Raw genomic sequence first — 23733 nt, forward strand, 5'->3', positions numbered from 1 at the left:
CGGCCCCTGCATTTAGGATGGCACCACCTTGATCGCAGGACACCCAGGGGCTGGGCCGCTCACCGAACCGCTCGACGGAGGGATCGAGCGGTGGCACGAAGGAGTCGGACGGAGGACGTCCGGGCAGGGAGCCTCAAACCGCTGATGATGCCGACGTTGATCGGGAAGGAAGCCTCGTCTGCCTCTGGTTTCGCAATTCGTTCCGGTTGGCTGCTGACTCTCGCGGCCCTGCCGGCGGTCTTCGCGGTCTGGATGGTGCCGGGATTCGTGACCCAGGACGGCCCCTCGCACGTTTACAATGCCCACATCTTGCGGGAGTCGGTTCGGCTCGGAGCGAATTCACCGTTTGCCTCGGCATTTGAGGCACAATGGCGCCCCTTGCCGAATCTCGGCGGCCATCTGGCGTTGATGGGAATGCTCACGGCGATGCCGCCTCGCGTGGCCGATCGGGCGATGACGACGATCACGCTCGTCGGGTTCGCCTCGGCGATTCTCTGGCTTCGCCTCCGGGTGGTCGGGCGGGTCGGCCTGACTCCCTCCGCGCTGCTGGCGGTTTTGCTCGCGTTCAACATGCCCTGGCTCATGGGCTTTGCAAATTTTTTGATTGGTGCAACGCTTACCCTGCTCACCTGGGGCATTTGGTGGGGTTGGCGAGACCGACTCCGAGCCGGCCAGATCGTGGCGCTAGGCGGATTGCTGGTGATCGGCTATGTCGGTCATCTCGTCAGCCTGGGGATCACGGCCGGGGGCCTGGTGGTGCTGGCATGGCTGTCTCCCGGAACTCCGGAGGCACGATGGCCTCGACTGGTCCGGACTCTGGCAAGCTGTGCCCCCTTGATCCCCTTGGCCTTGCTCTACAAATCACTTGCGACCGAAGGGGGAGCCTTCGCGCCGACCTGGGAACAATCCGGCCCGTTCTGGTCGCCGGTCGTGTGGGTGAAACGGCTCACCTGGGTCGATCCGATTACCCTCGGCCGCCGCGACTTCGTCCCGCTCTGGCCCGACGCGGGTGGCCGATGGTGCCTGATCCTGTCGCCGAGCCTCTGGCTGGGCCTCGGGTTGGCGGTGCTCCTTGGAAACACCCTGTTTCGAAGGAATTTCGGCGCGACACGCACCGAGGAGACCGGCCAGCGGGCCTGGGCGATTCTCCCGGCCTTGCTGCTGCTGGGAGCGATGGTTGGGCCAGACGGATTCGGCGAGGACCACGGCTATTTTCTCTCGCAGCGCGTGGCCTTGATCGGTCTGGCCTGTCTCGTGCCGGCCCTTGATCTGGACCCTCGCGCAAGGCTCACCCGTCTGGGAACGGGCTTCATCGCCGTGGCGCTAACCTTGCAATGGGCGTTCGTCTGGGATTACGCAATCGAGGCCGATCACCGGGTCCGGCCGATCATGCAGGCGGCTCCCGAGGTCGGACGGGGGGAACGGGTCGGCACCCTTCTGATCGACATCCGGGGCCGTTACCGATCGAACCCGCTGTTGCATGCCGACTGTCTGCTGGGCCTCGGCACCGGCAACATCATCTGGAGCAACTACGAGACACGGCACTATTACTTCCCTGTCCAGGTCCGACCGGGGATCGACGCCCCCCCTTCAATCCTCTTCGAGCAGGTGGCGATCCTCGACGATCCTGCCGACCTCGACAAACGGGCCACCCTTTGGCGTGATCTTCTGCTCAATTATGACTCCCTAATCGATGTGGTTCTCGTCTGGGGCTCTGACCCAACTCTCGACGCCATCACCGCCGATTGGGCGAACCGGGGGCCGGTCTTGCAAACGGACAGGGTTCAGGTCTTCCGAAAGCCGCCGAGGGCCGAGCGTCTCGACAAAACCTCATCGAATCCATGAGTTGTCTCGGAATCATTCGCCCTGCCGAGGGTTCTGGCCTAGAATCAAAGCGATGGTCCCCCCCGAGGTTGCGCCGGAGGTGATGAATGGGCATCGTCGAGACGCGACGCGGACTCCTGTTGGGGCTGGTCGCATCGTTACTGGTCGGATCGCTTGACTTGGCGGTAACGCAATCGGCGACCGCCCAGGGAGGCGAACGGCGGATCGCGGCCCGGTCGATCACACCGGAGGATTTACCTGGCCCGCTTGACGACGTGATCTTCCGGCCCACCGTCATGGTGCGCAAGGGGAACTCGCGCGGGAGCGGCACGATCATCGCCTCGACCAAGGGGCGGTCCCTGATTCTGACGGCCGCCCATGTCATCGACGGACCCGGCCGGGCGGCCATCGAGTTGCACCGCTTCAACCTCGGAATCGAGGGCCGCAAACTCGGAGGGTCGTGGCCGAAGGTCATCCCTGCCAAAATTCTCGCGGCCGACCTGGATGCCGACGTGGCGGTCTTGATGGTGGAGGGTCTGGCAAGGCTTCCGCATGTCGCTCGGCTGGATGAATCGCTGGCCGAGCCGCTGCCGGACGGCTTCCCCGTCACGTCGGTCGGCATTGACCACGCGAGCGATCTGAATAGCTGGGATTCGCGGATCCGAGGGACCGCCCTGCTCTCCCGGAATCTCGCCGACGAGGGTGGTTCGGCCTTCACCTCACCCTCAGGAAACCAGGGCCAAACGCCCTCCCGCGACCCCCGGTTGTTCGTGATTACCGAGCACCCACCCATCCAGGGGCGATCGGGGGGTGGGCTCTACGCCAGCGACGGCCGATTGCTGGGTGTCTGTGTCGGCCGGATCGAGGTCAAAAGTACCCGGGGAGAGGAACGGGCGATCGGCCTGTTCGCCTCGGGCCAGAGCATTCAGCGCGTGCTGGAGCAGCTAGACGAGGCCCAATCCCCCTCGAATTGAATTGCCCTGACGCGACCAAACGGCCACAATACAGCGAGGTGAGCCGGCCCGACACTTGGGGGCGGTTCGCCGTCTTTTCCCTCAACGACTCGGAGGTTCGCCAAGGTGGAGACGTCCAATCCTGTTTTTTCGGAAACCGTATTTGGTGACTGGGCTCGCGAGGAGACTCGCGTCAACGCGATGACCGTGCAGGGCACGGCGTCGAAGTGCTTCCTGCTTCTGGCCATCTTGACGGCCGTCGCCGCGTACGTCTGGGGGCTCGGGCAATCGGGCACCGACGTCACCCCCTGGATGTTCGGCGGCATGATCGCCGGCCTGGTGCTGGCGCTGATCACCGTCTTCGCCATGAAATGGGCCGCCTACACCGCCCCGCTCTACGCCGCGGCCCAGGGGTCGTTTCTTGGTGGTGTGTCCTGGTGGTTCAACTCGATGTACCCGGGCATCGCCTTCAACGCGATGGCCCTGACGCTGGCTGTTTTGCTGGTGATGCTCTCGCTCTACACCTCGCGGATCATCCCGGTGACGGACAAGCTCCGCATGGGGATCGTCGCCGCGACCGGGGCCATCTTCCTGGTCTACATGGTCAGCTTCGTGCTGAGCTTCTTCGGGGTGTCGGTGCCGATGATCCACGGCTCCGGCCCGATCGGCATCGGCTTTAGCCTGGTCGTCGTCGGCGTCGCAGCGTTCAACCTGCTGCTCGACTTCGACTTCATCGAGCGCGGAGCCCGCTCCGGCGCTCCGAAGGCGATGGAGTGGTACGGCGCGTTTGGGCTGCTGGTCACCTTGATCTGGCTTTATATCAGCCTCCTGCGCTTGCTGGCCCAGCTCCAGGGACGCGAGTAATTTCGGGGAAATCCCGACCGTCGCACTCCCCCCCACCTTCGATTCGAGTCTACGACGCCCGCCCCCGCGCTTCCCAGGAGCGAGGGCGGGCGTTGTTCGTAAAAAAGAGGCTCGATTTCCTGCCAAGGCCACCAGGGGCACAGTCCTGTCAAGAAAATAGACTTGCGGACGAACACCGGTTAGTCTCGTGACATCCCAGGTCCCGGCTCCGGGACCGTGCTCCTCGAACCCGCTTCGCCCAATTCGGAGGATCGTTCGCCCATGAGTCTGCTTCTCGCCCAGGAGGCCGGCGGCCTCGGAGGAACGGCCATCATCCTGATCGTCATCGGGGTGATCGTCGCCATCCTCGTCTTCCTGGCCATCGGCACGTACAACAAGCTGGTTCAGCTTCGGAACCGCTACAAGAATGCCTATAGCCAGATCGATGTTCAGCTCAAGCGGCGGTACGACCTGATCCCGAACCTCGTGGAGACGGTCAAAGGGTACATGAGCCACGAGCGTGAGACGCTCGAAGCCGTGATCCAGGCCCGTAACGCCGCCGTTTCGGCCAGCAACCAGGTGGCCGCCAACCCCGGCGACCCCGACTCGATGAAGCGCCTGGGTGCGGCCGAGGCCGACCTCGGCTCTGTCTCCGCCAGCACCGGCGTGCTCGGCCGCCTGTTCGCCCTATCGGAAGCCTATCCCGACCTGAAGGCGAACACGAACATGCTCTCCCTTCAGGAAGAGCTGACCAGCACCGAAAACAAGGTGGCCTTCTCTCGGCAAGCGTATAATGATGCCGTGATGAGTTACAACACCGCCCGAGAAGTCTTCCCCGCCGTCATCTTCGCCGGCATGTTCGGCTTCGGACCGGCCCAGTTCTTCGAGATCGAGTCTCCGAAGGAACGCGAGGCCCCGCGCGTCTCGTTCTCCTGATCCCGATCCTTGGGTGTCGTGCCCCTCATGAGGCGGGCACGACACCCGAGCGACGTGTCGCCACGATTCCTCACCAATCCATTCCTACTCGGATCGCAGCCGACCGGATCGCCCATGGATTTCTTCGAGCATCAAGAAACCGCCCGCCGCAAGACCGGGCTGCTGATCGTGTATTTCCTTCTGGCTGTCGTCGCCATCATCGGGGCGATCTACCTGGTGCTGGCGTTTTTCTTCCTCGCCAGTGCCGAGAATGAGGCCGGAATGGCCGTTGCGGAGCCGACACTCTGGGACCCCGGCCTATTCGGCCTGGTCGCCCTCGGAACGACGGCCCTGGTCGGCGGGGGAAGTCTGTACAAGATTGCCTCGCTCGCCGGAGGTGGGCACACCGTGGCCGAACTGCTCGGCGGGCGTCTGATCCACCCCGATACGAGAGATCCCGACGAGCGCCGCGTGCTGAATGTTGTCGAGGAGATGGCGATTGCCTCGGGCACTCCGGTGCCGCCGGTCTACCTCATGGATCAAGAGCCGGCAATCAATGCGTTTGCCGCCGGTTACACGCCGAACGACGCGGTCATTGGCGTGACCCGAGGGTGCATCCAGACCCTCTCGCGTGACGAGCTTCAAGGGGTGATGGCGCACGAATTCAGCCACATTCTCAACGGAGACATGCGGCTGAATATCCGGCTCATGGGGGTCCTGTTCGGAATCCTTCTGATCGGGATCACCGGCTGGATCATCTTCCGCTCGACCATGTACTCCAACATGCGAGCGCGGAGCGACAACAAGGGGGGGAATCCCCTTCCCTTGATCGGCCTGGCGCTTTACATCATCGGATATGTCGGTGTCTTTTTCGGTCGCCTGATCCAGTCGGCCGTCTCGCGCCAGCGGGAATACCTGGCCGATGCCTCGGCGGTGCAGTTCACCCGAAATCCAGAGGGAATTGCCGGAGCCCTGAAGAAGATCGGGGCCATCTCGGCGGGTTCTCGCCTGAAGAATCCCGAGGCAGGAGAAGCCGCTCACATGTTCTTCGGCGAGGGGATCGGCGGTGCCTGGCTGAGCCTGATGGCCACTCACCCCCCCCTGGCCGACCGCATCCGACGGATCGACCCGAACTTCGACGGCGACTTCTCGAAGGTCTCGCTCGCTCCTCCCAGCCACGCGCGGATCGATCGCGAAAAGCCCAAGGGCCCCTCCCGCAAGGCTGAGACAGGTCGGATGAAATTCGACCCGGTCGAGGCGATTACCAAAATCGGCACGATCGACCCGCAGCGCCTTGCCTATGCCGCCGCCTTGCTGGAGTCGTTTCCCGAGCCGATCACCCGCCTGACGCACGATCCGTACAGCGCCCGGGTGCTCGTCTATGGCCTCCTGATCGACCGCGACTCGGAACACCTCGACAGTCAGTTGCAGGCTCTGGCGGGATCGGCCGGATCGAAAATTGCCGATCAAACCCGTTCGATCCTGCCCGAGGTTCAAGGGGTTGAGCTGACCGCCCGACTTCCGCTGGTCGAGCTGGCGTTGCCGGCCCTCCGGCAGCTTTCGCCCGATCAGTACCGAGCCTTTCAGCGCGACGTGCGAGCCTTGATCGAGGCCGATCGACGGATCAGCCTTTACGAGTTCGCCCTGCTCCGGCTCTTGATGCGACACCTTGGGCCGCAGTTCGGCAACAAGACCGCGCCGAGCGTCCGCTATCGATCGGCCGCGGCCATCAGCGAGCCGACCGGCACCCTGCTGACCGCCATCGCCCGCGTCGGTCAACCCCACGACAGTGCCGAGGCCCGCCGCTCCTTCGAGTCGGGCGTTCAGGCGCTCGGCTGGGACTCGGTCCAGGTGAAACCGGCCTCCGAATCGGGCCTCGAAGCCGTTAGCAAGGCCCTCGATGTCTTGCTCGAAGCCAGTGCTCCGTTGAAGCGCGACGTGCTTCGCGCCTGTGCCTCGGCCGTTGGCTCGGACGGTCAGATCACCGTTGAGGAGGGGGAGCTGCTCCGGGCCATCGCCGATTCGCTCGACAGTCCCATGCCCCCGATCCTGGCCGAGGCTTCCTGAGAAGTCCGAGGAATTGCGGGGGTTCATCATTCGTCACCGCGTTGCCGATCAACAAGGAGAGTGTGACGAACTCGTTTCGACAATTTCATGAGTGACACAAACGCGAGCGTTTGTGCCACCCTTTTGCTTCGTTCAGACTTCCCATGAAAGGTTGCAAATAAGTCAATTACCGTTCCTGATGTCAGGCGGCTGGCTGACGAGTTGGGCGAAGGCTTCACGAATGCGAATCACCTGTTCCGGACTCACGATCAGGTAGCGGTGCCGGCCATCGGAATCTGGCTCGAACCGGGTGTGTCCGTCCTCCTCGACGATGACCCGGCCGGGTGGAGAGAGGTCGAAGTAACCACGGTCGGGCTCGACGGCATGGAGGACGCTGGTCAGGTCCCAGGTCGGCCGTTCGTGAGGGGTCGGTTCGTAGACCTGATACGCTTCAGAAACCGGGTGGTGATCGACGTATCCGAAGTCGTTGTCGATGCTCGCGGCCGGGTAGGGAATGGCGATGCCGATTTCAAAGCCGCTGTAGATGATGGGTGTGGGCCAGTCTCGGGCGAGGATGCGGGCGGATTCGAGATCCTGGACCACATTGTACTCGCCGAAGCGAGCATTGTTGCCGATGGGTGCGAAGGCTCCCGCCATCACTTCCAGCAGGCGAACCTTCTTCGCCACCAGTTCGGGGCCGGAAAGCGGGGAGACGTCATCGGGTCCCGAGGCGAGGAGTCGGGCCAGGTTCGTCGAGAATCCGACCTGAGCGATCACCACCGCTCCGTCCGGTTGCTCCGCCAGCACCTTGCGGAGCAAGGCAACCGCGTCGGGAGCCTCGGAACCGGAAGCCAGGGATCGGGGGTAACGGAGCCCGTCGCCCGATCCATCCGGTTCGGCGGCCAGGCCAAGGAACTTGCCTTGTTCGGGGGTCACCCCGTCGCGGACCACGCCGATCGGGATCGAACCACGTCCATAAAAGTGGTTGATCGCATCGGCAAGTGGACCGGCCAATTCGTGATCCTTCGTCAGGGTAACGGCCAGCAACTCGCACTTGCCACGCGACTGCAAGGCATGGATCAAGCCCATCGCCATCGCGTCGTCAACGTCGTTGCCGAGGTCGGTGTCGAAGATCAGGCGAACCGGCTCGTCGGCCGGTGGTGCCGGGGTTGCGGTCATGAGCAGCAGGGAGAGGAGCATTGTGGTCATGGTGTCATCATCATCAGTCAGGGTGAAGCTTATCGAGAATTGATGCTCAGCGAGGCCGAGCCCTGGGCCAGTGGATCTCGACTCCCTGAGAGGTCAGGAACGACTGGAATTCCCGGAGCCGCGCCGGGGTATTGCGCACGGCTCGGGGAGACAGGCCCCGATCGAGGCAGAAGGTGGCCAGGGCGCCGGCCGCTTCGCCGATGGCCCACTCGACCGGATGGAGCCGATAGCAACCGTTGGTCACGTGAGTCGTGCCGAGGTTTTTGCAGGCGGGAAGCAGGTTCTCGACCCGAACGGGAATCAAGGCACCGAGCGGAATCTCAAAGGGGAGGGAACTGACATCAATATAATTATCACCTCCCGTGCTCGGATGGAGGTCGATTCGGTAGCTCCCGACGCCGACGCTGTCGGGGAAGGTCGCCTCGGCCACGTCGGTTCCCTCGGCCTCGCGTCGGGCCTCGGTGCCGACGTGACGCTCAAGGATGGTGAACTCGGCAGCGATTCTTCGAGATTCTCGAATATAAGGGGCCTTGGCCATGCCGTCAGACGTGCCCATCAGGTCGGGACGGAGCCGGAGCCCCGGCCAGCCGGTGCCGCCGTCGGGCCGGGGGCATTCGGTCTGGAGCCAGTAGAGCAACGCGCGGTTCAACCCCTTCGCTCGCTCAATGTGCTGCCGAGCCTCGTCGGCCGAGACGCCGACAAGCGGCCCGAGCAGGTAGTCGTTTTGCGGCCAGTTGACGCAGGTCACGCCGGTCGAGCCGTCGAACGGACCGGGGCGGAAGTTGCTCGGGTCGATCACGCGGCGGTAGGTCCACCAGCCGAAGGCGTTGCTGGTGGGGTCGAACGGAACCGATCGAGGTTCAAGCGTTTGAGGACTGCTATACGAGAGGCTCAGCAACGGGCCTGACCAGGGGGGAGTCAGGTCGGGGACGAAGTCGCGCCAGAACCGGTAATCGTCCGGTTCGTCGATCGTGTGGTCTTCCTCGGGACGGTATTCCATGAGAAAGCAAACCGTGAAGGCTTGCTGATTCATCGGATCGGGCTGCTCCGGGGCGGAGCGGTCGCCGGTCTGCGAGGCGGCCTCGAAGCCGACGATATGCTCGACATTGGCCAGTTCGAGCAGATCGCCGAGTTCTGTTGCATCGAGGATGTACGGGGCGACCAGGGTACGGTCGTCGCCGGTCGTCGCATCGCGGACGGTGACGGATCGAACCCGGTCCCCTTCGGTTTCCGCGGCAATCGGCACGTGTTTCAGCAGGACTGAGAGTGTCCCGGCGGAGGCAAACGGGGCGAGCATCTCGGTCAAAGCCGCGAGATACGCCCGGGGCTCAGCGCACAGGGCCGAGACGCGGCCGTTGCCGGGGTTGAGGTATCGAGCGTCTCGGGCCTCGGCGGTCAGGGGGTAGTTGCGCTGAACGTACGCGCGGGTCCGTTTGCGGAGGTCGGCATACGATGCGTTCCGGCCGAATTGTTCGATCCACGGATGTTCATCCGGCGGAACGGCCTGACTGGTGAGCTGCCCGCCGATCCAGTCGGTTTCCTCGGTCATCACGACCGTCTTGCCCGCCCTCAGGGCCGCCAACGCCGCCGCGCAGCCGCCGAGGCTACCACCGACGATAACGAGGTCGGCCTCGATGGTTTGCCTCTGGATGCTTGGGCCTGAAGCGAGGACATGCCCTCGCTGCGCCGCCATCAGAGCGGCCAGGCCGGAGGAGCTGCCGATCAGAAAGCGGCGACGGTTGGGACGCGAATAACTCTCGTTCATCAGCGATGGACCGATCGGGGTTAGGCGGGTATACTCAGGGCTCAGTTCAGTTCTGATAGCTCATGGCCGAATTTGACGGAACTCCTTGCGAGAGTGGTGGAACTGGCAGACACGCAGGATTTAGGTTCCTGTGCCGAAAGGCGTGAGGGTTCGACTCCCTCCTCTCGCATTGCTCGGTTTAGTCGGGGATCTGGTCGAGTTCTTCGTCCTCGTTCACCTTCGTCAGGGTAAAGGTCCGGAAGTCGTCCGAGAAGGTCTCGGGCCGGGTGGAGGATCCACGGCCGAGGCCGAGACTGACGCGGAGTGACGAACCGTTCAGCTCGTAAATGGACTTCAAGGGCTGCGCATCCTCGCGGTCGGGGATCCAGTCCATCGCTTTCGGCGTGGCCAACTCGTCGAGCTGAACGCGGCCGGTCGAGGCGAGCACCTCCTGGCCATCGGGTCCGACGATGACAAACTTGGTCACACGGCCCTGGATTGACAGCGACGCCTGAAGCGAACCGTTGGGGCCGAGGTTGCCGGACCAGTTCCCTTGGAGGGCGATCAGGTCGCCGGTCAGGGGTTCCTCGTCGGCGGAGACGACCACACGGGAGTAGGTTTGGAGGCTCGGGTAGAGTCCTCGGCCGGCGGCGAGGGCATCGGGCCGGGTGGCCCCGGGGGCGGCCGAGCAGATGGTCAACTCGTCACCGTCGAGCCGGTAGAGGCCCAACATATCTGCCCGGGGCTTGTCGCCGGGTCCGACAATCTCGACCCAGTCGAGGGTTCCCGGTTCGGCTGACTCGTCCAATCGGAGTAGACCCCGGAACGTAAACGAGGTGCGGGGGCTGGTCTCGACAACCCGCACGAAGCGGTCGCCATCAATGGTGAGGGTAATGATCACCTCGCCGGTCGGCCCGGCCTCGGCACGCCAGGTTCCTTGAAGTGAAGCCAGGTCATCGGACTGAACCGGGGTCGAGCCGAGCAAAGCAGTCATCAGGAGGCAGGCAACGGATTGCATCGGGGGTCCTCGGTGAAGGGAACGCCACGACCGAAGGCGAGGGGCAGTCTGATCAGCCGGAAGCCTCGGTCGATCGGGCTACCCCGGTCGAGTCGGTCGGGTTTCGATCGAGGCGAGGATTGGATCAGTCGGCGGTAATCCGGGCTTCAAGCTGGTTCGGCACTGGCTCGACGGAGGCCCGGTGCGCGTCGGCCAGGGCCTGGATGGTGGCAAGGACTTCGGGGTGGTCGGCGGAGACGTCAAACCGCTCGGAGGGGTCATGCTCCAGGTGGAAGAGCAAGGGTGGGTCGTGCTCGATCCGGTTGGTGTCCCGGCCGTAGGGCTCCTGGGTGATGAAGTGGGCCTTGTAGGGGCCGAGCCGGACGGCGTAAAGCTCGGTCCCCCGGTAGTAGAACATTGAGTCTCGGGGGCTGGGTCCGGCGCCGAACAGAGCCGGACGGAGGTCAACCCCGTCGAGCACTCGGTCGCTCGGTGGCTCGCCCCCGGCCAGCCGGACGGCGGTCGGAAGGAGGTCCATCGTCGAGCCAAGGTCCGGGACGACCTGACCGGTGGGGATCGTGCCGGGCCACCAGGCGAGGAAGGGCTCGCGCATCCCCCCTTCCCAGGTGCTTCCCTTGCCGTTGCGAAGCAGGCCGGCCGATCCCCCTTGCTGGTCGTAGGTCAGCCAGGGGCCATTGTCGCTGGTAAAAACGACAAGGGTTTCCTCGGCGATGCCCAGCTCCCGGATCGTGTCGAGGATCTGGCCGACCGACCAATCAATTTCCTCGATCACGTCGCCGTACAGGCCCCGGCGGCTGGCATCGACGAACGCCTCGGATCGAAAGAGCGGCACATGGGGCATCGAGTGGGCGAGGTAAAGAAAGAACGGTTGATCCCCCTGGGCATGGTCGCGGATGAAGCGGAGGGATTGCTCGGTGTAGCGTCGGGTGAGTGTTCGTTGATCGGTGGGGCGTTCAATGATCCGGGTGTCTTGAAGCAGGGGGACGTTGAAGTACTCGATCTCCGGCTCGGTGATCGCCACGCGGCCCTCGGGGGCCGATGCGACGCGGTCCATGTCGTTGCTGTAGGGGATGCCGTAGTACGAGTCGAAGCCGTGGTTCGTGGGGAGGAACTCGGCCAGGTGACCAAGGTGCCATTTCCCGACCATCGCAGTGGCGTAGCCGAGGTCCTTGAGGGCCTCAGCTAGGGTGATCTCACTGGCGGGGAGCCCGCCGGCGGAGTCGGGGAACAGGACCCGTCGACGCGTGTTGCACATCCCCGATCGGATGGGCAGACGGCCGGTCATCAGGGCGGCCCGGCTGGGGGTACAGACGCTCGCCCCCACGTAGAACTGCGTCCAGCGCTGGCCTTCGGCGGCCATCCGGTCGAGGTTGGGAGTGGCAATCGTCGGGTGCCCGTAGCAGGAGAGATCGCCGTAACCGAGGTCGTCGGTGAAGATCACCACGAGGTTCGGCCGGGGAGCGTCGTTGTCCTTCTCAATGGTGGGGGCCGTCGCCAGCATCGGCAGGAGGGAAAGCAGCAGAGGTGCGATCATCGAGAGAAACTCCTGGCGTCGGGAGGTCGATCGGTTCGGGTGCCCACCATATCCGATCCGATTGCACCGGTCACCGGGGGCGCACCGAGGGGCTCGATTGCACGGCCTGGTGCGCTTCGGTGCGCTCCGGACCAGAGCAGGTTATCCCTTGATCATCAACAGGTTATGACAATGGCCGACCGTTCGTTTCGGGAAAACGGCCTGATCTGGTTGGGGGAAGGAATCCGAGTGCGGCACAGGAATCCACGGAGGGTTCCGCCCAACGGGCGCTCGCAGGTCGAGGCGTGGTGACCGATCCGAGCTTGGTCCCGTCGAGGTGGTTCGGTGCGCGGTGAGGTGCGCTCGGAGATTCCCAGCGGTGCGCTTCGGTGCGCTGACAAACCGTGACGGAACCACTTGAAGGGAAAGGGTTTTCTGATCGAGGCGGAAGTTCGTTTCGGGAAAACGGGTGTCTCACACCGGGAACAATCGGGGGATGCGGTTTGGGAACGTCTGAGCAGGGCAGGATCGAGGAGCAAGGCCGGAATTTCAAAGAGCGAAGGCCGGAAGAAGGTTTTCCGGTCGGCGAGGGAAATCGCGTCTCCCTTATCATCGAGATTTGAGGCAGGGACACTCACAGGAAATGGGGACGGAGGAAGAACGCCGCGTGGTACGGCGTTCGGGACGTGATCCAAAGCGTCAGGGTCGCCTGGCGGCATGCGACCCGGCGGACCTGACGATACGAGCGCGGACCGGCGAATCGGTTGGATTGGAAGCGGTGATCCTTCCAGGACGATTGAGCGCGGGCTCAGGCTTCGAAGGTCGAGAGACCGCCGTTCTTGAGCAGGGAACTATCGAGGTTCATTTCTTGAACGACGGCATCGAGACGCTGGCTGACCTCGTACATGGTCTCGGGACGTTTGGGGGGGTCGCTCTGGAGACAGGCGACGAGCAGGCTATTGAGCGAGGCGGAGATGGCCGGGTTCAGGCGGGTCGGCAGGGTGATCTTCTCCACGTCTCCCTTGGCTCGACCGCCGATGTTGGCAGGCTGGCCGGTCATGAGGTGGTACATCAGGGCACCGAGGGCGTAGATGTCGGAGCGATCGCCGAGGATCTTGCCGCGGATTTGCTCGGGAGCCTGATAGAGACGGGTTCCCTTGTACTGCTCTCGGAGCGGGCCGGGAACGAGGGTCAGACCGTAGCCGAGAATCTTGACCTCGCCGGCCTTGGTGAGCATGACGTGTTTCGGGGAGAGGTCGCCGTGGCGAACCCCTCGCCGGTGCATGTGGGCCAGACCGGCGGCAACCTTCTGGAAGATGAGAACAAGTTGATCGAGGGAGAGGTCTTCGAGCTGATCGAGCGACTTGCCGGGAACGTACTCCATGAGCAGCTCGCCGCGATCGGTGCGGAACCACTTCTTCCGGGTCTGGAAGTCGTGGTATTTCATCGGGACCGGGTGGCCGAGCTTGGCCGATGCCTCGCAGGCCGCTTTGGCCAGGGCAAGGTGGACGTCGGACGACTCATCTTCGCGCTTGATAACCTTCAACGCGTAGCGTCGCCCGAGTTGACCCTGGTCGGCGATCAGCATGACGGTGCCGGTGTCATCGGTATTGACGATCGACTCGACAAGATACTTCATGCCCGAGAGTTGTGGACGATCATCGCTCGATGCCCCAGACATGCGCAGATTCCTCCCAGGTCGGGCAGTCAGACGAGTGAGTTGAGGCACCATCACCTCGGCCTCAGACGGCACCCTTTGATCTTACCGATGGAATGGACCAACGCCAGCGGTCGCCGGGGCACGACTTTATAGAGACTTCCCTGGTTTGAGTTGGGGGCGTTTCTGGAAAGACGCCAAGGGGCTGACGGCGCGCGACGAGATGATCCTTTGGCAGACACCGCCAATTGTCGGCCCGGAATCCATTGCGAACCAACGAGTTCTACCAGCCACCCCTCCTGGAAAGGTCCAAAAAGGGCTCGGCTTGCGTTGTGCCAGAACAGACTCGAAACTGGCGTTTCTTTCACATCGCCCTGGGGCACCTGGGGACAAGCTCTCGACACCACGAGCCTCGGCGACTCCAGACGGCGCCGGGTTGGGGAATTCTCGGATGATCGTCTTGATTGTGAGCGTGGTCGCGGCCCTCTCGATTTCTGCACTCTGCTCGCTGCTGGAGGCTTCGCTGCTGAGCCTGACACCCAGCCAGGTCGGCGAGGTCGCGCAGCGTCATCCGGCCTCGGGTGAGCTGTGGCGGCGCTTCAAGGCCGATGTGCAACGACCCATCGCCGTCATTCTGATCCTGAACACTGCGGCCCACACCATCGGAGCGACAATCGCCGGAGCCGAATTCGAAGAACAGTTCGGTGAGGGAGGCATCATCTACTTCTCCATCCTGTTCACCTTCTTGATGCTACAGTTCACCGAGATCCTGCCCAAGACCATGGGAGTGCGTTATAACCGGCAGCTCGCTCCCTGGATCGCCCAACCGCTTGCGATCCTGATCAAGGTACTCTCGCCGATCCTCTGGCTGATCCACTTCATCAATCGACCCTTCCAGCCCCGACGCGAGAAGGGGAAGCCCGACGCCACGATCGAGGAAATCGCGGCACTGGCGGGGCTGGCCAGGCTGTCGAATCTGATCGGCTCGCACCAGGAACGGATCATCAAGGAAACCACCCGGCTGACGACGAAGCGCGTGGAACATCTGATGATTCCGGTCGAGGATGTCGCCTTCCTGTCGACCGAACAAACGGTCGACGAGGCGATCGGGGTGGCCCAGGCGACCCCGCATACCCGGTTTCCCGTCTGCGAGGAAAGCGACGTCGATCGTGTGATCGGCTACGTCAACTTCAAGGATCTCATCACGCATTCCCGGAGCGGGTACGAAGTCGGAAGCCTGCGCGAGATTATCCGGCCGATGCACGTCACCAGCCCGGAGGAACAGGCCTCGGATCTGCTGAAGGTGTATGTGGAGCAGCATGTCCATATCGCCATTGTCCGAGACGACGGCGGCAAGACGCTGGGCCTCATTACGCTGGAGGACATCATCGAGGAACTCGTTGGCGAGTTGGAGGACGAGTATCCGGTGGTCAGCATGCCCCGGATGATCCAGGCTCGGGGGGACGGGGCATGGGTCGTCGGCGGCGGTGTGACCGTGGGAGAATTGGGGGATCGTCTGGGCAAGACGCTCTCGGACTCCGAGGTCACGGTCTCGAACTGGCTGGCGCAACGGCTCAGTCATCCGCCCCGGCCCGGCGAGACGTACCGCGAAGGGGGCTTGCACTTCGCTGTCCGTCGGATTCGTCGGGGACAGGTCTTCGAGGTGCTGGTTCAGTCCGACACCACCGAAGATCGCACGACCCCGTGATTGGCATCGGGGATAACGGCTCGGGGCAACGACGTTACGGGGCGGCCGAGGAGTGTCGGCTCGGGGACCAAGGAGGTCAACCAAGGCCGCCGGGAGATGCGGAAAGCCCCGGAGGACAGCCTCCTGGGAATCGATGGGCAGCACGCGGCGGGGTTTTGCCTCGGTCGTAGACGACAGGTCGGGAAGGTCACGATGGAATTGCCCAAGGCCAGCCATTGCCGGCGCGGCGGGGCCTTGCGATCGGCTCGAAGCGGCCCTAGATTGGCCTGTTCGCGGGGGCCAATTGCCGGGCCTTCGCCGGTGGGGAAGGTCACTCTCGAACTTCCAGAGCGTTCCGGAGGTCAGGCGGATCTTGGGGAAAACCAAGAGGCCGGTCCTGAGGTCGCCCCGACAACGCCGGTGGGTGGTCCTAGCGCCATCATCGGCAGAGGCATTGGGCCTCGTCGCGTCCGACCCGTGCCGGTCGAGCCTCGTGTTGCGGCGCGAGCGAGCGGGACCGACCGGTGATTGGGCCTCGAGAGGTCCCGGGGCTGCCATCCTCTACAACGCTCCGTTGCTCCGAACCAATTCGATTCGATCCGACGATCGACCGACCGATCGACCGACGAAAGGGTGCCGAACATGGGTCGCAAGCTGCGCGTGGGGATGGTGGGGGGCGGTGGCCCGGCGAACTTCTTCGGAGGACCGCACCGCCGGGGGATCCTGATCGACAACTCGGCCGAGCTGACGGCCGGCGCTCTGCGGTCGAACCCGGAGGAGGCGATTGCCTCGGCCAAGGAGCTGCACTTCACCCGAGGCTACGGCGACTGGCAGACGATGATCGCCGAGGAATCGAAGCGAGACGACGGCATCGATTACGTGACGATCGTTACGCCGAACGACGCGCACTTCGGCCCGGCCGAGGCGGCGGCGAAGGCCGGAATGGGGGTGCTTTGCGAAAAGCCCCTGGTGATGAACCTCGACGAGGCGAGGCGATTGCATCAGGCGGTCAAGGCGAGCGGTGTGCCGTTCGTCGTGGCCTACACGTACACGGCCTTCCCGATGGTGATGATGGCCCGGGCGATGGTGGCCGACGGCAAGGTGGGCGAGGTGCGGAAAGTCGAAGCCTGGTATCCCCAGGGGTGGCTGGCGATCAATCGTGAGGGTACGGCCGATGCGGCCGGGCAGAAGCAGGCGTCGTGGCGGGTCGATCCGACGAAGTCGGGGGCCTCGGGCTGCGGCGGCGATATCGGCACGCATGCGTATGAATTCGTCCGTTTCGTCGCCGGTCTGACCGCCACGAAGGTGCAGGCAAGGCTCAAGACGTTCGTGCCCGGCCGCGCGCTCGACGACGACTTCACCGTGCTGGCCGAGTTGAACAATGGCGGAATCGCCACCATTACCGCCAGCCAGGTGACGATCGGCGCCCAGAACGATAACGGCTTTCGGATCGTCGGTACCCAGGGGACGCTGGAATGGTCGATCACCGACCACAATAACCTGAAGTATTACCGCGGCGGCGAGCCGGTGCAGATTTATCGGCTCGGCGGCATGTACACGTATTTCCCCTCGACGATCACCCCCTTCATCCGGGTTCCCGAAGGACACCCCGAAGGCTTCCACGAGGCGCTGGCCAACCTGCACCGCTGCCTTGAATGGCAGATTCGGGCGAAGCTGGGTGAGGATGCGCCTGAGCACATGCACCTGCCGGGCATTGCCGACGGTGTCGCGGGCATGGCCTTCATCGAGGCGGCCGTCAAGAGCGGGCAGCAAGATGGGGCGTGGGTCGACGTTGAGCCGGTGGAATGATTCCCCGAGCCCTCTGTTCGACGCGGGCACAGGTGATTGAATGAAAGAACCGCTCGTGCGCTTCAGTGTCGCCATTGGTGGCGACCTGCTGGAGAAGTTCGATCGCTACCGAGAAGAGCACCGCTATCCGAACCGATCGGAAGCGGTGCGCGGCCTGATGCGCGCGGCCTTGATTCAGGACGTGGTGGCACAGGACGACGCCGAGACAATGGGGGTCTTGACGCTCGTTTACGACCACCACAAGAGCGGCATTGCCGATCGCCTGAACGAGCTCCAGCATCAGCATTTCGATCATGTCGTGACAACGACTCATGTGCATCTTGACCATCACCGATGCCTGGAAGTGATCTTGCTGCGAGGGTCGGTTCGCCTGGTCCGCGAGATGGCCGACGCCCTGATCGGGACCAAGGGGGTCGAGACGGGACGCCTGGTGCTGGCACCGGCCGCGGCGATCGTCGATTCGGAACAAGGGCAAGGGCATGGGCATGGGCATGGGCATGGGCATGGGCATGGGCATGGAGAGGATGCGCCGCCGGTCGAATGAGCAAAGGGGCCTGGGATTGATGCGCTCCGGACGGTGGATCGTCGGGGAGCGAAAAGGCGCATGGCCGTGTGGTATTCAGTGATTGTGAAACATCCATTCAATCGAGCGGTGAAGGAGTGGCGGGGCCTAGGCGGTGGGCGAGCGGTCGGCTAAGGTGTCGAGAATGGGACGGGCGGCGCGATGCCGCACGAAAAAACCTCCCGCGGCGGCGGCCCAAGGCCCCGTGCGAGCCGTGGGCAGATGTGTTGATCGAATCGGGCCGGGGGCCAGCGAGCCGCGTTCGGGGTCCGAGGTTTCTGGAGCAAGTGGTCATGGGTGCCCCAATTTATCTGAAAGATGCGCCAAAAGTCGCCTTGATCGGCGGTGGGTTCATCGGGCCGGTTCACTGCGAGACGCTCCGTCGGATTGGCGTCCCGGTTGCCGGAGTGCTGGAGATCAACCCTGAGCTGGGGAAGCGGACGGCCGATCGGCTGGGCATCCCGAAGGTCTTCACCGATCTGGATGAGCTGATGGCTGATCCGGAGATCGGCTCGGTGCATATTGCGTCGCCGAACTTTGTGCATTACGAGCAGGCAATGGCGGCCCTTCAGGCGGGCAAGCACGTGCTTTGCGAAAAGCCGCTGGCGCTCACCTCGGCCGAGACGGGAGAGCTGGCGAAGGCCGCCGCCGATCGGCCGAGGCAGGCCGCCGGTGTGAACTACAACGTGCGGTTTTATCCACTTTGCCACGAGATCAAGGCGCGGATTGCTCGGGGAGATCTGGGGCAGATTCTCTCGATCACCGGTTCGTACACACAGGATTGGCTCTTGCAGCCGACCGACTACAACTGGCGGGTCGAGCCCGACGGGGCGACCAACCTGCGGGCGGTGTCGGACATCGGCACGCACTGGATGGACCTGGCCCAGTTCGTCAGCGGCCTGAAGATCGAGCGGGTCATGGCCGACCTGGCCATCTTCCACCCCGAACGCCGCAAGCCGGTTGGCGGATCGGAGACGTTCACCGGATCGGCCGCAGCCGAACGCGCGACCGAGCCCGTCAAGATTCTGACCGAAGACTATGGCGCGGTCGTGATGCACTGGACGGGAGGAGTCCGCGGGGTCTATCACGTCACCCAGTGCCAGGCCGGTCGGAAGAACCGCCTGTCGCTGGAGATCTCGGGGACCGAGGGGTCAATCGTCTGGGATAGTGAGACGCCGAACCGCATGTGGATCGGCCGTCGAGGTCGATCGAGCGAGCTGTTCGAGCGCGATCCGTCGATCATGGACCCGTCGGCCGAGGCAATCTCGCATTACCCCGGCGGCCATGCGGAAGGCTTCCCGGACGCCTTCAAGCAGCTCGCGCTCTCATTCTACGGGTGGATCGCCGGCGGCTCGGCCGGGCCGGCTCCGTTCCCAACGTTCGCCGACGGCCATTACGAAGTGCAGCTCTGCGAGGCAATCGCCCGAAGCGCCAAGGCCGGAAGCTGGGAGGCGGTGAGCGACTGAGCCGGCGTTGGTCCCTGGCTGATCGTAGGTCCCGGAGATCGTCCGCGATCGCCGAATCGTTCTGGTGTCTTGCACACGAAGGACAGGCTCCTACCGCTTTAGGGGCCTGTCCTTCGTGTGTTCAGGGAGTGTGAGTGCGAGGGACGAACCCTTAAGCCCTCCGCTCGACGGATCTCGGACGCGCTCGATTCGTTTCGTCCCCTCGGACGATCGACCGTACGGGAAAATCGGGCAACTGAGAACCAATGAGATTTTGGGAAGTCTAGTAAAAATGGAGGATTTCAATGGAGAGGGGTTGCTATTCTTCCCACTTTGCGGATATTAAGCATTCTACCCAAACCAAGTGATTCCTGAAATCCGATCGTCGGAGCAGGAAATTGGGAAACTCGCGGATGGTTCGATTGCACCGACCGCAAGTGGAACCTATGGTTGGTTGGACCAGTGAACGAGCCTGGAGATTTCTGAATCGCCCGGGTGGGGATCACTGAGACCAGCCCGTTCTGCGTGGTCGTTTCCGCTTCAGGAGTTCGTGAATCGACTCGGGACTGACGGATTCGCTCCCTCGCGATCCGCTCTCTCGGAACCAAGTGCCCTGGGACGCGTCAAGGACGCCGCGATTCCAACGCGACAGCACCATTGATTGCACACCTGGGATTGAACAGTCATGCCACGAACGGCTTCTCGCTCGCGATGCGCGCCGAGGGTTGAGGCGCTGGAAGTTCGAGCACTCCTCAGCACCCAGAACTGGTCCACCGCCCTGGTTGATCCTCCGGTGGTGGCCGCGTCGGTGGAGGCGTCTCGGTCGATGCTGGTCCGGATCGCCGATGGCGTGAATCCGGCAGCGGTTCAGCGGGTGTACCGGTCCTTGGGAGCACGGGTCGTGCAAACGTTCCCGAATGGTCCCTCGCTGGTGCAATTGCCGACCGAGGTGGCGCGCGATGCCGCGATTGGTCGGCTGAATGGCCGGCCCTGGGTCGTTTATGCCGAGCCTGATGAGGTGTTCGACCGTCCGGCGGCGGTCGAGATGATTCCGAATGACCCATCGTTCGGCGCGCTCTGGGGCCTCGACAATGGTTCGGGGTCGGGAATCAATGCGCCGGAAGCATGGGCGGTGGCGGGTGGGGGAAATTCGGTGGTGGTGGCGGTGCTCGATTCCGGCATCGACCTGAATCATCCGGATCTCGCCGGGCGGTTGTGGGTGAACCCCGGCGAGCGCCCCGACGGGGTCGATAACGATGGCAACGGCCTCGTCGATGACGTCAACGGCTGGAACTTTGTGAGCAACACGTCGAACGTGATGGACGACAACGGACACGGGACGCACGTCTCGGGGACGATTGCCGCGGACTTCAACAACGGGATCGGCGTGACCGGGGTGGCCTGGGACACGAAGATCATGCCGTTGAAGGTCCTCGATGCGAATGGGAGTGGGAGGACCTCGAACGCCGTTTCGGCGATCTTCTATGCCGCAGCGCAGGGCGCTCGGGTGATCAACGCAAGTTGGGGAGGCCCCAGCTACTCACAGGCCCTGAACGACGCGATCCGGAGCGTCGGCCAGGCTGATCCGGCAACGGGACGGCTCGGGACGGTCTTCGTTACGGCCGCAGGCAACGAAAGCGTGAACAACGACGTCCGCCCGAGCTACCCGGCGAATCTTCGTGATGAGCACACGATCACCGTGGCGGCGATTGACCAGTCGGGGCAACTGGCGTCCTTCTCGAATTTCGGGAGCCAGACCGTGGATGTCGCGGCCCCCGGCGATCGAATCTACAGCACCGTACCAGACGGTTATGCGTTGTATTCCGGGACCTCGATGGCAGCTCCGCACGTGAGCGGAACGGTGGCGCTGGTGGCCTCGATGTTCCCTCATCTGACTGCGGCCCAGCTCGCCCAGCAAGTCATCGCCTCGGCTCGCCCCTTACCGAGCCTGGCAGGCAAGGTCGCCTCGGGAGGTCTGGTGGATGCGTACGCCGCCGTAACGTCATTACCTCCGACACCGGCTCCAAGGCCCACCCCGACTCCGACTCCGACACCAACGCCAACCCCAACCCCAACACCAACCCCAACCCCAACACCAACCCCAACACCAACCCCAACACCAACACCCACGCCGGCACCTCCTGAATCAACGCTAATTGATCCGCTGCCGCTCTATCCGGTGCCGGTGGCGGGGCCGGCGACGGATGCGTTGCTGCGGGCGACCTTGATTTCGTCGGAGGAATTTTACCTCAATGCCGGAGCCACGCCGGAATCGTATCTGACGAGGCTCTATCAACTCGTGCTCGGACGTCAGCCGGAACCGAGCGGGCTGGAACACTGGGCCTCGAAGCTTCGATCGGGGGTTTCGCGGATCGACGTGGCGCTGGGAATCACGTCGTCGTACGAGGCAAATCTCCGCCTGGTGGCTGGCTGGTATCAATCGGATCTGGGGAGGTCGGCGTCGATCCCGGCCCTGATGGCTGATCCTGGCGTGGTGAGCTGGGCGAAAATGCTCAGCGGGGGAACCCGTCCCGACGTGGTCCGCGCGACCATCTTGAGCGCACCGGAGTTCGTGCATCGATACGGCGGATCGACCGAGGCCGTGATCACGGCGGTCTATCGGGCCCTGCTCGGCCGCGATCCCAACACGGCAACCCGCCAGGAAGCGGCCCTGGAGATGCAATCTGGGTTCTGGGACGTACGAACCTTCGTGCAGTCGGTCCAATCGATCGAGGAAGCGGCCCTGACGAAGGTGGCTGCCTGGTATCGCTCGGACCTGGGGAGAACCGCCTCGATCGCTGAGTTGAAATCGGATTTCGGCGTGGTCCACTGGGCTCAACTGCTGGGCCGAGGATGATCGGAGACGAGGGACGGCTCCCTCTCGCTCACGAATGATTCGGGGTCCGTTGCCTCATCTCGAAACGGCGGGACCGGCCGGTGATCGCCCTCGATCGAAGGAGCGATCGCCGGCCGATTTTTTCGTGGCATGAGGACCTCGAATCGATCATGCTGGGCAACCACCTGGTGGAATCAGCGCAGCTCAAGACGACCCGAGGATTCAGCCACGATGCGAATGCAGATTCGGTCAGCGACGGCCATCGGTTTCATGAGCCTCATCGGGCTGATGCTTGCAGCCTCCGACACCCGAGCGGTAGAGGTCCGCTCGGGCTGGTCGGCCGGCGTGGCGACGGCGGAGATCACCCCCGATGGTCCCGTCTGGCTCGCAGGTTACGCGGCGAGGAAGGAGCCGTCGAACGGGGTCCTCGCCCCGATCTTCGCCAAGGCATTGGCCTTGCGAGATGCCGAGGGGGAAACGGTGGTGCTCGTTGCGCTCGACCTCGTGGGCGTGAAGCGTCCCCTGTTCAATCGCGTGGCCAGCCTGGTTTCCGAAGCGTACGGCCTGCCCAAGGAGGCGTTGACCCTTGTCTCGTCTCACACGCACTGCGCCCCGTTGCCGAGCGATACGGACGGCCGAGCCCGAGCCTATGGCATTGATGACGAGGCGATGGAGCCGAACCGCGAGTGGACGAAGCGGCTGGAGGGGTCGATCGTGGAGATCGTCGGCAAGGCCCTGGAATCGTTGCGACCAGCCTCGGCAGGTTTTTGCGTGGGATCATGTGAGTTTGCCATGAACCGTCGCGAACCGACGGCCACCGGCTTCAAGATCGGCTACAACCCCGACGGCCCGGTCGATCATTCGGTGCCGGTCCTTGATGTGACCGGAGAGGACGGCGAGCCGATTGCCGTCGTTTTCGGGTACGCCTGCCACTGCACGACCCTCGGCGGCGACATGCTCCAGGTTTGCGGCGATTACGCCGGGTTCGCCCAGGAAGGAATCGAGGCCGATCGGCCTGGCGCGGTCTCTCTGTTCCTGACCGGCTGCGGGGCCGACTCCAATCCGGCCCCCCGAGGGACCGTTGAACTGGCCCGTCAGCACGGGAGGAGCCTGGCAGACGCGGTCGGAGCGGTGCTTGATTCCGAGTTGCGGCCCCTTTCCGGTTCGATCGGGACGGCACTGGTCGAGCCGAAGCTCCAGTTTGCCGGGCCGACCGATCGTGAATCGTACGAAGCGCGCCTCGACGACGGCGGCCCTCGAGCCGCCCATGCGAAGCGGATGATTGAGGACCTCGACGCCGGCAAACCGATCGTGTCCGAGCACCCCTACCCGATCCACGCCTTCGCCCTGGGCGACCTAACGATGGTGACGCTCGGCGGTGAGGTCGTGGTGGACTACGCGATCCGCATGCAGGAGGAACTGGCCGAGGCGGATCGGCCGCTCTGGGTCGTCGGGTACGCGGATGATGTGTTTGGTTACGTTCCCTCGCTTCGAGTGCTGCGAGAGGGTGGCTACGAAGGGGGGGATGCGTTCTACTATTCGACGTTCCCGACCCCCTTTGCCGAGGATGTCGAGCATCGCGTGATGGACGGTGTCCGCGAAGCCGTGGCCAAGGCCCGGGGTCGGTGACGGACGATCGAGCCGCCTCCCCGGATCGGACGACCCGCGATTG

General features: G+C 63.8%; 16 protein-coding genes and 1 tRNA gene. 12 read left to right on the forward strand and 5 right to left on the reverse strand.

Annotated features, from left to right (window positions below; all coding sequences use genetic code 11):
• The first annotated feature begins 144 nt into the window (after nt 1-144).
• The 5 genes from GA615_RS19435 to GA615_RS19455 all read left to right on the forward strand — a co-directional run bounded on the left by GA615_RS19435 (nt 145) and on the right by GA615_RS19455 (nt 6602).
• Nucleotides 145-1845 (forward strand): hypothetical protein, encoded by a 1701-nt coding sequence (locus GA615_RS19435; RefSeq protein ID WP_152052987.1) that lies wholly within the window; start codon nt 145-147, stop codon nt 1843-1845.
• 86 nt (nt 1846-1931) lie between these two features.
• Nucleotides 1932-2798 carry a S1 family peptidase gene (locus GA615_RS19440; protein ID WP_152052988.1) on the forward strand — a complete coding sequence of 289 codons (867 nt, stop codon included), beginning with the start codon at nt 1932-1934 and terminating at the stop codon, nt 2796-2798.
• Between the two features lie 105 nt (nt 2799-2903).
• The gene (locus GA615_RS19445) at nt 2904-3641 is read left to right on the forward strand and encodes a Bax inhibitor-1/YccA family protein (protein WP_152052989.1); all 738 of its coding nucleotides are present in this window, start codon (nt 2904-2906) and stop codon (nt 3639-3641) included.
• A gap of 261 nt (nt 3642-3902) precedes the next feature.
• Complete coding sequence (locus GA615_RS19450; protein WP_152052990.1) at nt 3903-4556, forward strand: LemA family protein; 654 nt, start codon at nt 3903-3905, stop codon at nt 4554-4556.
• Between the two features lie 114 nt (nt 4557-4670).
• Nucleotides 4671-6602, forward strand: a complete 1932-nt coding sequence (locus GA615_RS19455; protein ID WP_161602434.1) for a M48 family metallopeptidase — start codon at nt 4671-4673, stop codon at nt 6600-6602.
• Between the two features lie 162 nt (nt 6603-6764).
• Here GA615_RS19455 and GA615_RS19460 read toward each other — a convergent pair whose 3' ends face one another.
• Nucleotides 6765-7781: a nucleoside hydrolase gene (locus GA615_RS19460; RefSeq protein ID WP_390622244.1), complete on the reverse strand. Its 1017-nt coding sequence runs from the start codon at nt 7779-7781 to the stop codon at nt 6765-6767.
• 55 nt (nt 7782-7836) lie between these two features.
• Entirely contained in the window at nt 7837-9555 is a 1719-nt protein-coding gene (locus GA615_RS19465; protein ID WP_152052993.1) for an FAD-dependent oxidoreductase, read from the reverse strand.
• Between the two features lie 87 nt (nt 9556-9642).
• On the opposite strand from GA615_RS19465, the gene GA615_RS19470 reads away from it, so the two are divergent.
• Nucleotides 9643-9724, forward strand: a tRNA-Leu gene (locus GA615_RS19470).
• Between the two features lie 9 nt (nt 9725-9733).
• Here the strand turns inward: GA615_RS19470 and GA615_RS19475 are convergent.
• The 3 genes from GA615_RS19475 to GA615_RS19485 all read right to left on the reverse strand — a co-directional run bounded on the left by GA615_RS19475 (nt 9734) and on the right by GA615_RS19485 (nt 13746).
• A complete protein-coding gene (locus tag GA615_RS19475; protein ID WP_152052994.1) occupies nt 9734-10552 on the reverse strand; it encodes a TIGR03067 domain-containing protein in 819 nt (272 codons plus the stop codon).
• A 124-nt stretch (nt 10553-10676) separates the two neighbouring features.
• Nucleotides 10677-12086 carry a sulfatase family protein gene (locus GA615_RS19480; protein WP_152052995.1) on the reverse strand — a complete coding sequence of 470 codons (1410 nt, stop codon included), beginning with the start codon at nt 12084-12086 and terminating at the stop codon, nt 10677-10679.
• A gap of 787 nt (nt 12087-12873) precedes the next feature.
• Nucleotides 12874-13746 (reverse strand): serine/threonine-protein kinase, encoded by an 873-nt coding sequence (locus GA615_RS19485; RefSeq protein WP_161602435.1) that lies wholly within the window; start codon nt 13744-13746, stop codon nt 12874-12876.
• 427 nt (nt 13747-14173) lie between these two features.
• Here GA615_RS19485 and GA615_RS19490 point away from each other — a divergent pair, with 427 nt between their 5' ends.
• The 6 genes from GA615_RS19490 to GA615_RS19515 all read left to right on the forward strand — a co-directional run bounded on the left by GA615_RS19490 (nt 14174) and on the right by GA615_RS19515 (nt 23690).
• On the forward strand, nt 14174-15430 hold the full coding sequence (locus GA615_RS19490; protein ID WP_161602436.1) for a CNNM domain-containing protein: 1257 nt from the start codon (nt 14174-14176) through the stop codon (nt 15428-15430).
• A 621-nt stretch (nt 15431-16051) separates the two neighbouring features.
• On the forward strand, nt 16052-17218 hold the full coding sequence (locus GA615_RS19495) for a Gfo/Idh/MocA family protein (RefSeq protein ID WP_152052998.1): 1167 nt from the start codon (nt 16052-16054) through the stop codon (nt 17216-17218).
• A gap of 40 nt (nt 17219-17258) precedes the next feature.
• Nucleotides 17259-17762, forward strand: coding sequence for a nickel-responsive transcriptional regulator NikR (gene nikR / locus GA615_RS19500; protein ID WP_152052999.1), 504 nt, complete (start codon nt 17259-17261; stop codon nt 17760-17762).
• Nucleotides 17763-18073: 311 nt separating this feature from the next.
• Complete coding sequence (locus tag GA615_RS19505; protein WP_152053000.1) at nt 18074-19246, forward strand: Gfo/Idh/MocA family protein; 1173 nt, start codon at nt 18074-18076, stop codon at nt 19244-19246.
• 664 nt (nt 19247-19910) lie between these two features.
• Complete coding sequence (locus GA615_RS19510) at nt 19911-22082, forward strand: S8 family serine peptidase (protein WP_152053001.1); 2172 nt, start codon at nt 19911-19913, stop codon at nt 22080-22082.
• A gap of 210 nt (nt 22083-22292) precedes the next feature.
• Complete coding sequence (locus tag GA615_RS19515; protein WP_161602437.1) at nt 22293-23690, forward strand: neutral/alkaline non-lysosomal ceramidase N-terminal domain-containing protein; 1398 nt, start codon at nt 22293-22295, stop codon at nt 23688-23690.
• The last annotated feature ends 43 nt before the right edge of the window (nt 23691-23733 follow it).

The sequence above is a fragment of the Tautonia marina genome (genome assembly GCF_009177065.1).
In the GTDB taxonomy this organism is placed as follows: Bacteria; Planctomycetota; Planctomycetia; order Isosphaerales; family Isosphaeraceae; genus Tautonia; species Tautonia marina.

Bases quoted from the DNA above. Each gene is read 5' to 3' on its own strand.
- GA615_RS19475 (WP_152052994.1), bottom strand. From the start codon at position 10,552: ATGCAATCCGTTGCCTGCCTCCTGATGACTGCTTTGCTCGGCTCGACC.
- GA615_RS19480 (WP_152052995.1), bottom strand. From the start codon at position 12,086: ATGATCGCACCTCTGCTGCTTTCCCTCCTGCCGATGCTGGCGACGGCC.
- GA615_RS19485 (WP_161602435.1), bottom strand. From the start codon at position 13,746: ATGTCTGGGGCATCGAGCGATGATCGTCCACAACTCTCGGGCATGAAG.
- GA615_RS19515 (WP_161602437.1), top strand. From the start codon at position 22,293: ATGCGAATGCAGATTCGGTCAGCGACGGCCATCGGTTTCATGAGCCTC.
- GA615_RS19440 (WP_152052988.1), top strand. From the start codon at position 1,932: ATGGGCATCGTCGAGACGCGACGCGGACTCCTGTTGGGGCTGGTCGCA.
- GA615_RS19495 (WP_152052998.1), top strand. From the start codon at position 16,052: ATGGGTCGCAAGCTGCGCGTGGGGATGGTGGGGGGCGGTGGCCCGGCG.
- GA615_RS19460 (WP_390622244.1), bottom strand. From the start codon at position 7,781: ATGCTCCTCTCCCTGCTGCTCATGACCGCAACCCCGGCACCACCGGCC.
- nikR (WP_152052999.1), top strand. From the start codon at position 17,259: ATGAAAGAACCGCTCGTGCGCTTCAGTGTCGCCATTGGTGGCGACCTG.
- GA615_RS19510 (WP_152053001.1), top strand. From the start codon at position 19,911: ATGCCACGAACGGCTTCTCGCTCGCGATGCGCGCCGAGGGTTGAGGCG.
- GA615_RS19465 (WP_152052993.1), bottom strand. From the start codon at position 9,555: ATGAACGAGAGTTATTCGCGTCCCAACCGTCGCCGCTTTCTGATCGGC.
- GA615_RS19450 (WP_152052990.1), top strand. From the start codon at position 3,903: ATGAGTCTGCTTCTCGCCCAGGAGGCCGGCGGCCTCGGAGGAACGGCC.
- GA615_RS19455 (WP_161602434.1), top strand. From the start codon at position 4,671: ATGGATTTCTTCGAGCATCAAGAAACCGCCCGCCGCAAGACCGGGCTG.
- GA615_RS19505 (WP_152053000.1), top strand. From the start codon at position 18,074: ATGGGTGCCCCAATTTATCTGAAAGATGCGCCAAAAGTCGCCTTGATC.
- GA615_RS19490 (WP_161602436.1), top strand. From the start codon at position 14,174: ATGATCGTCTTGATTGTGAGCGTGGTCGCGGCCCTCTCGATTTCTGCA.
- GA615_RS19435 (WP_152052987.1), top strand. From the start codon at position 145: ATGATGCCGACGTTGATCGGGAAGGAAGCCTCGTCTGCCTCTGGTTTC.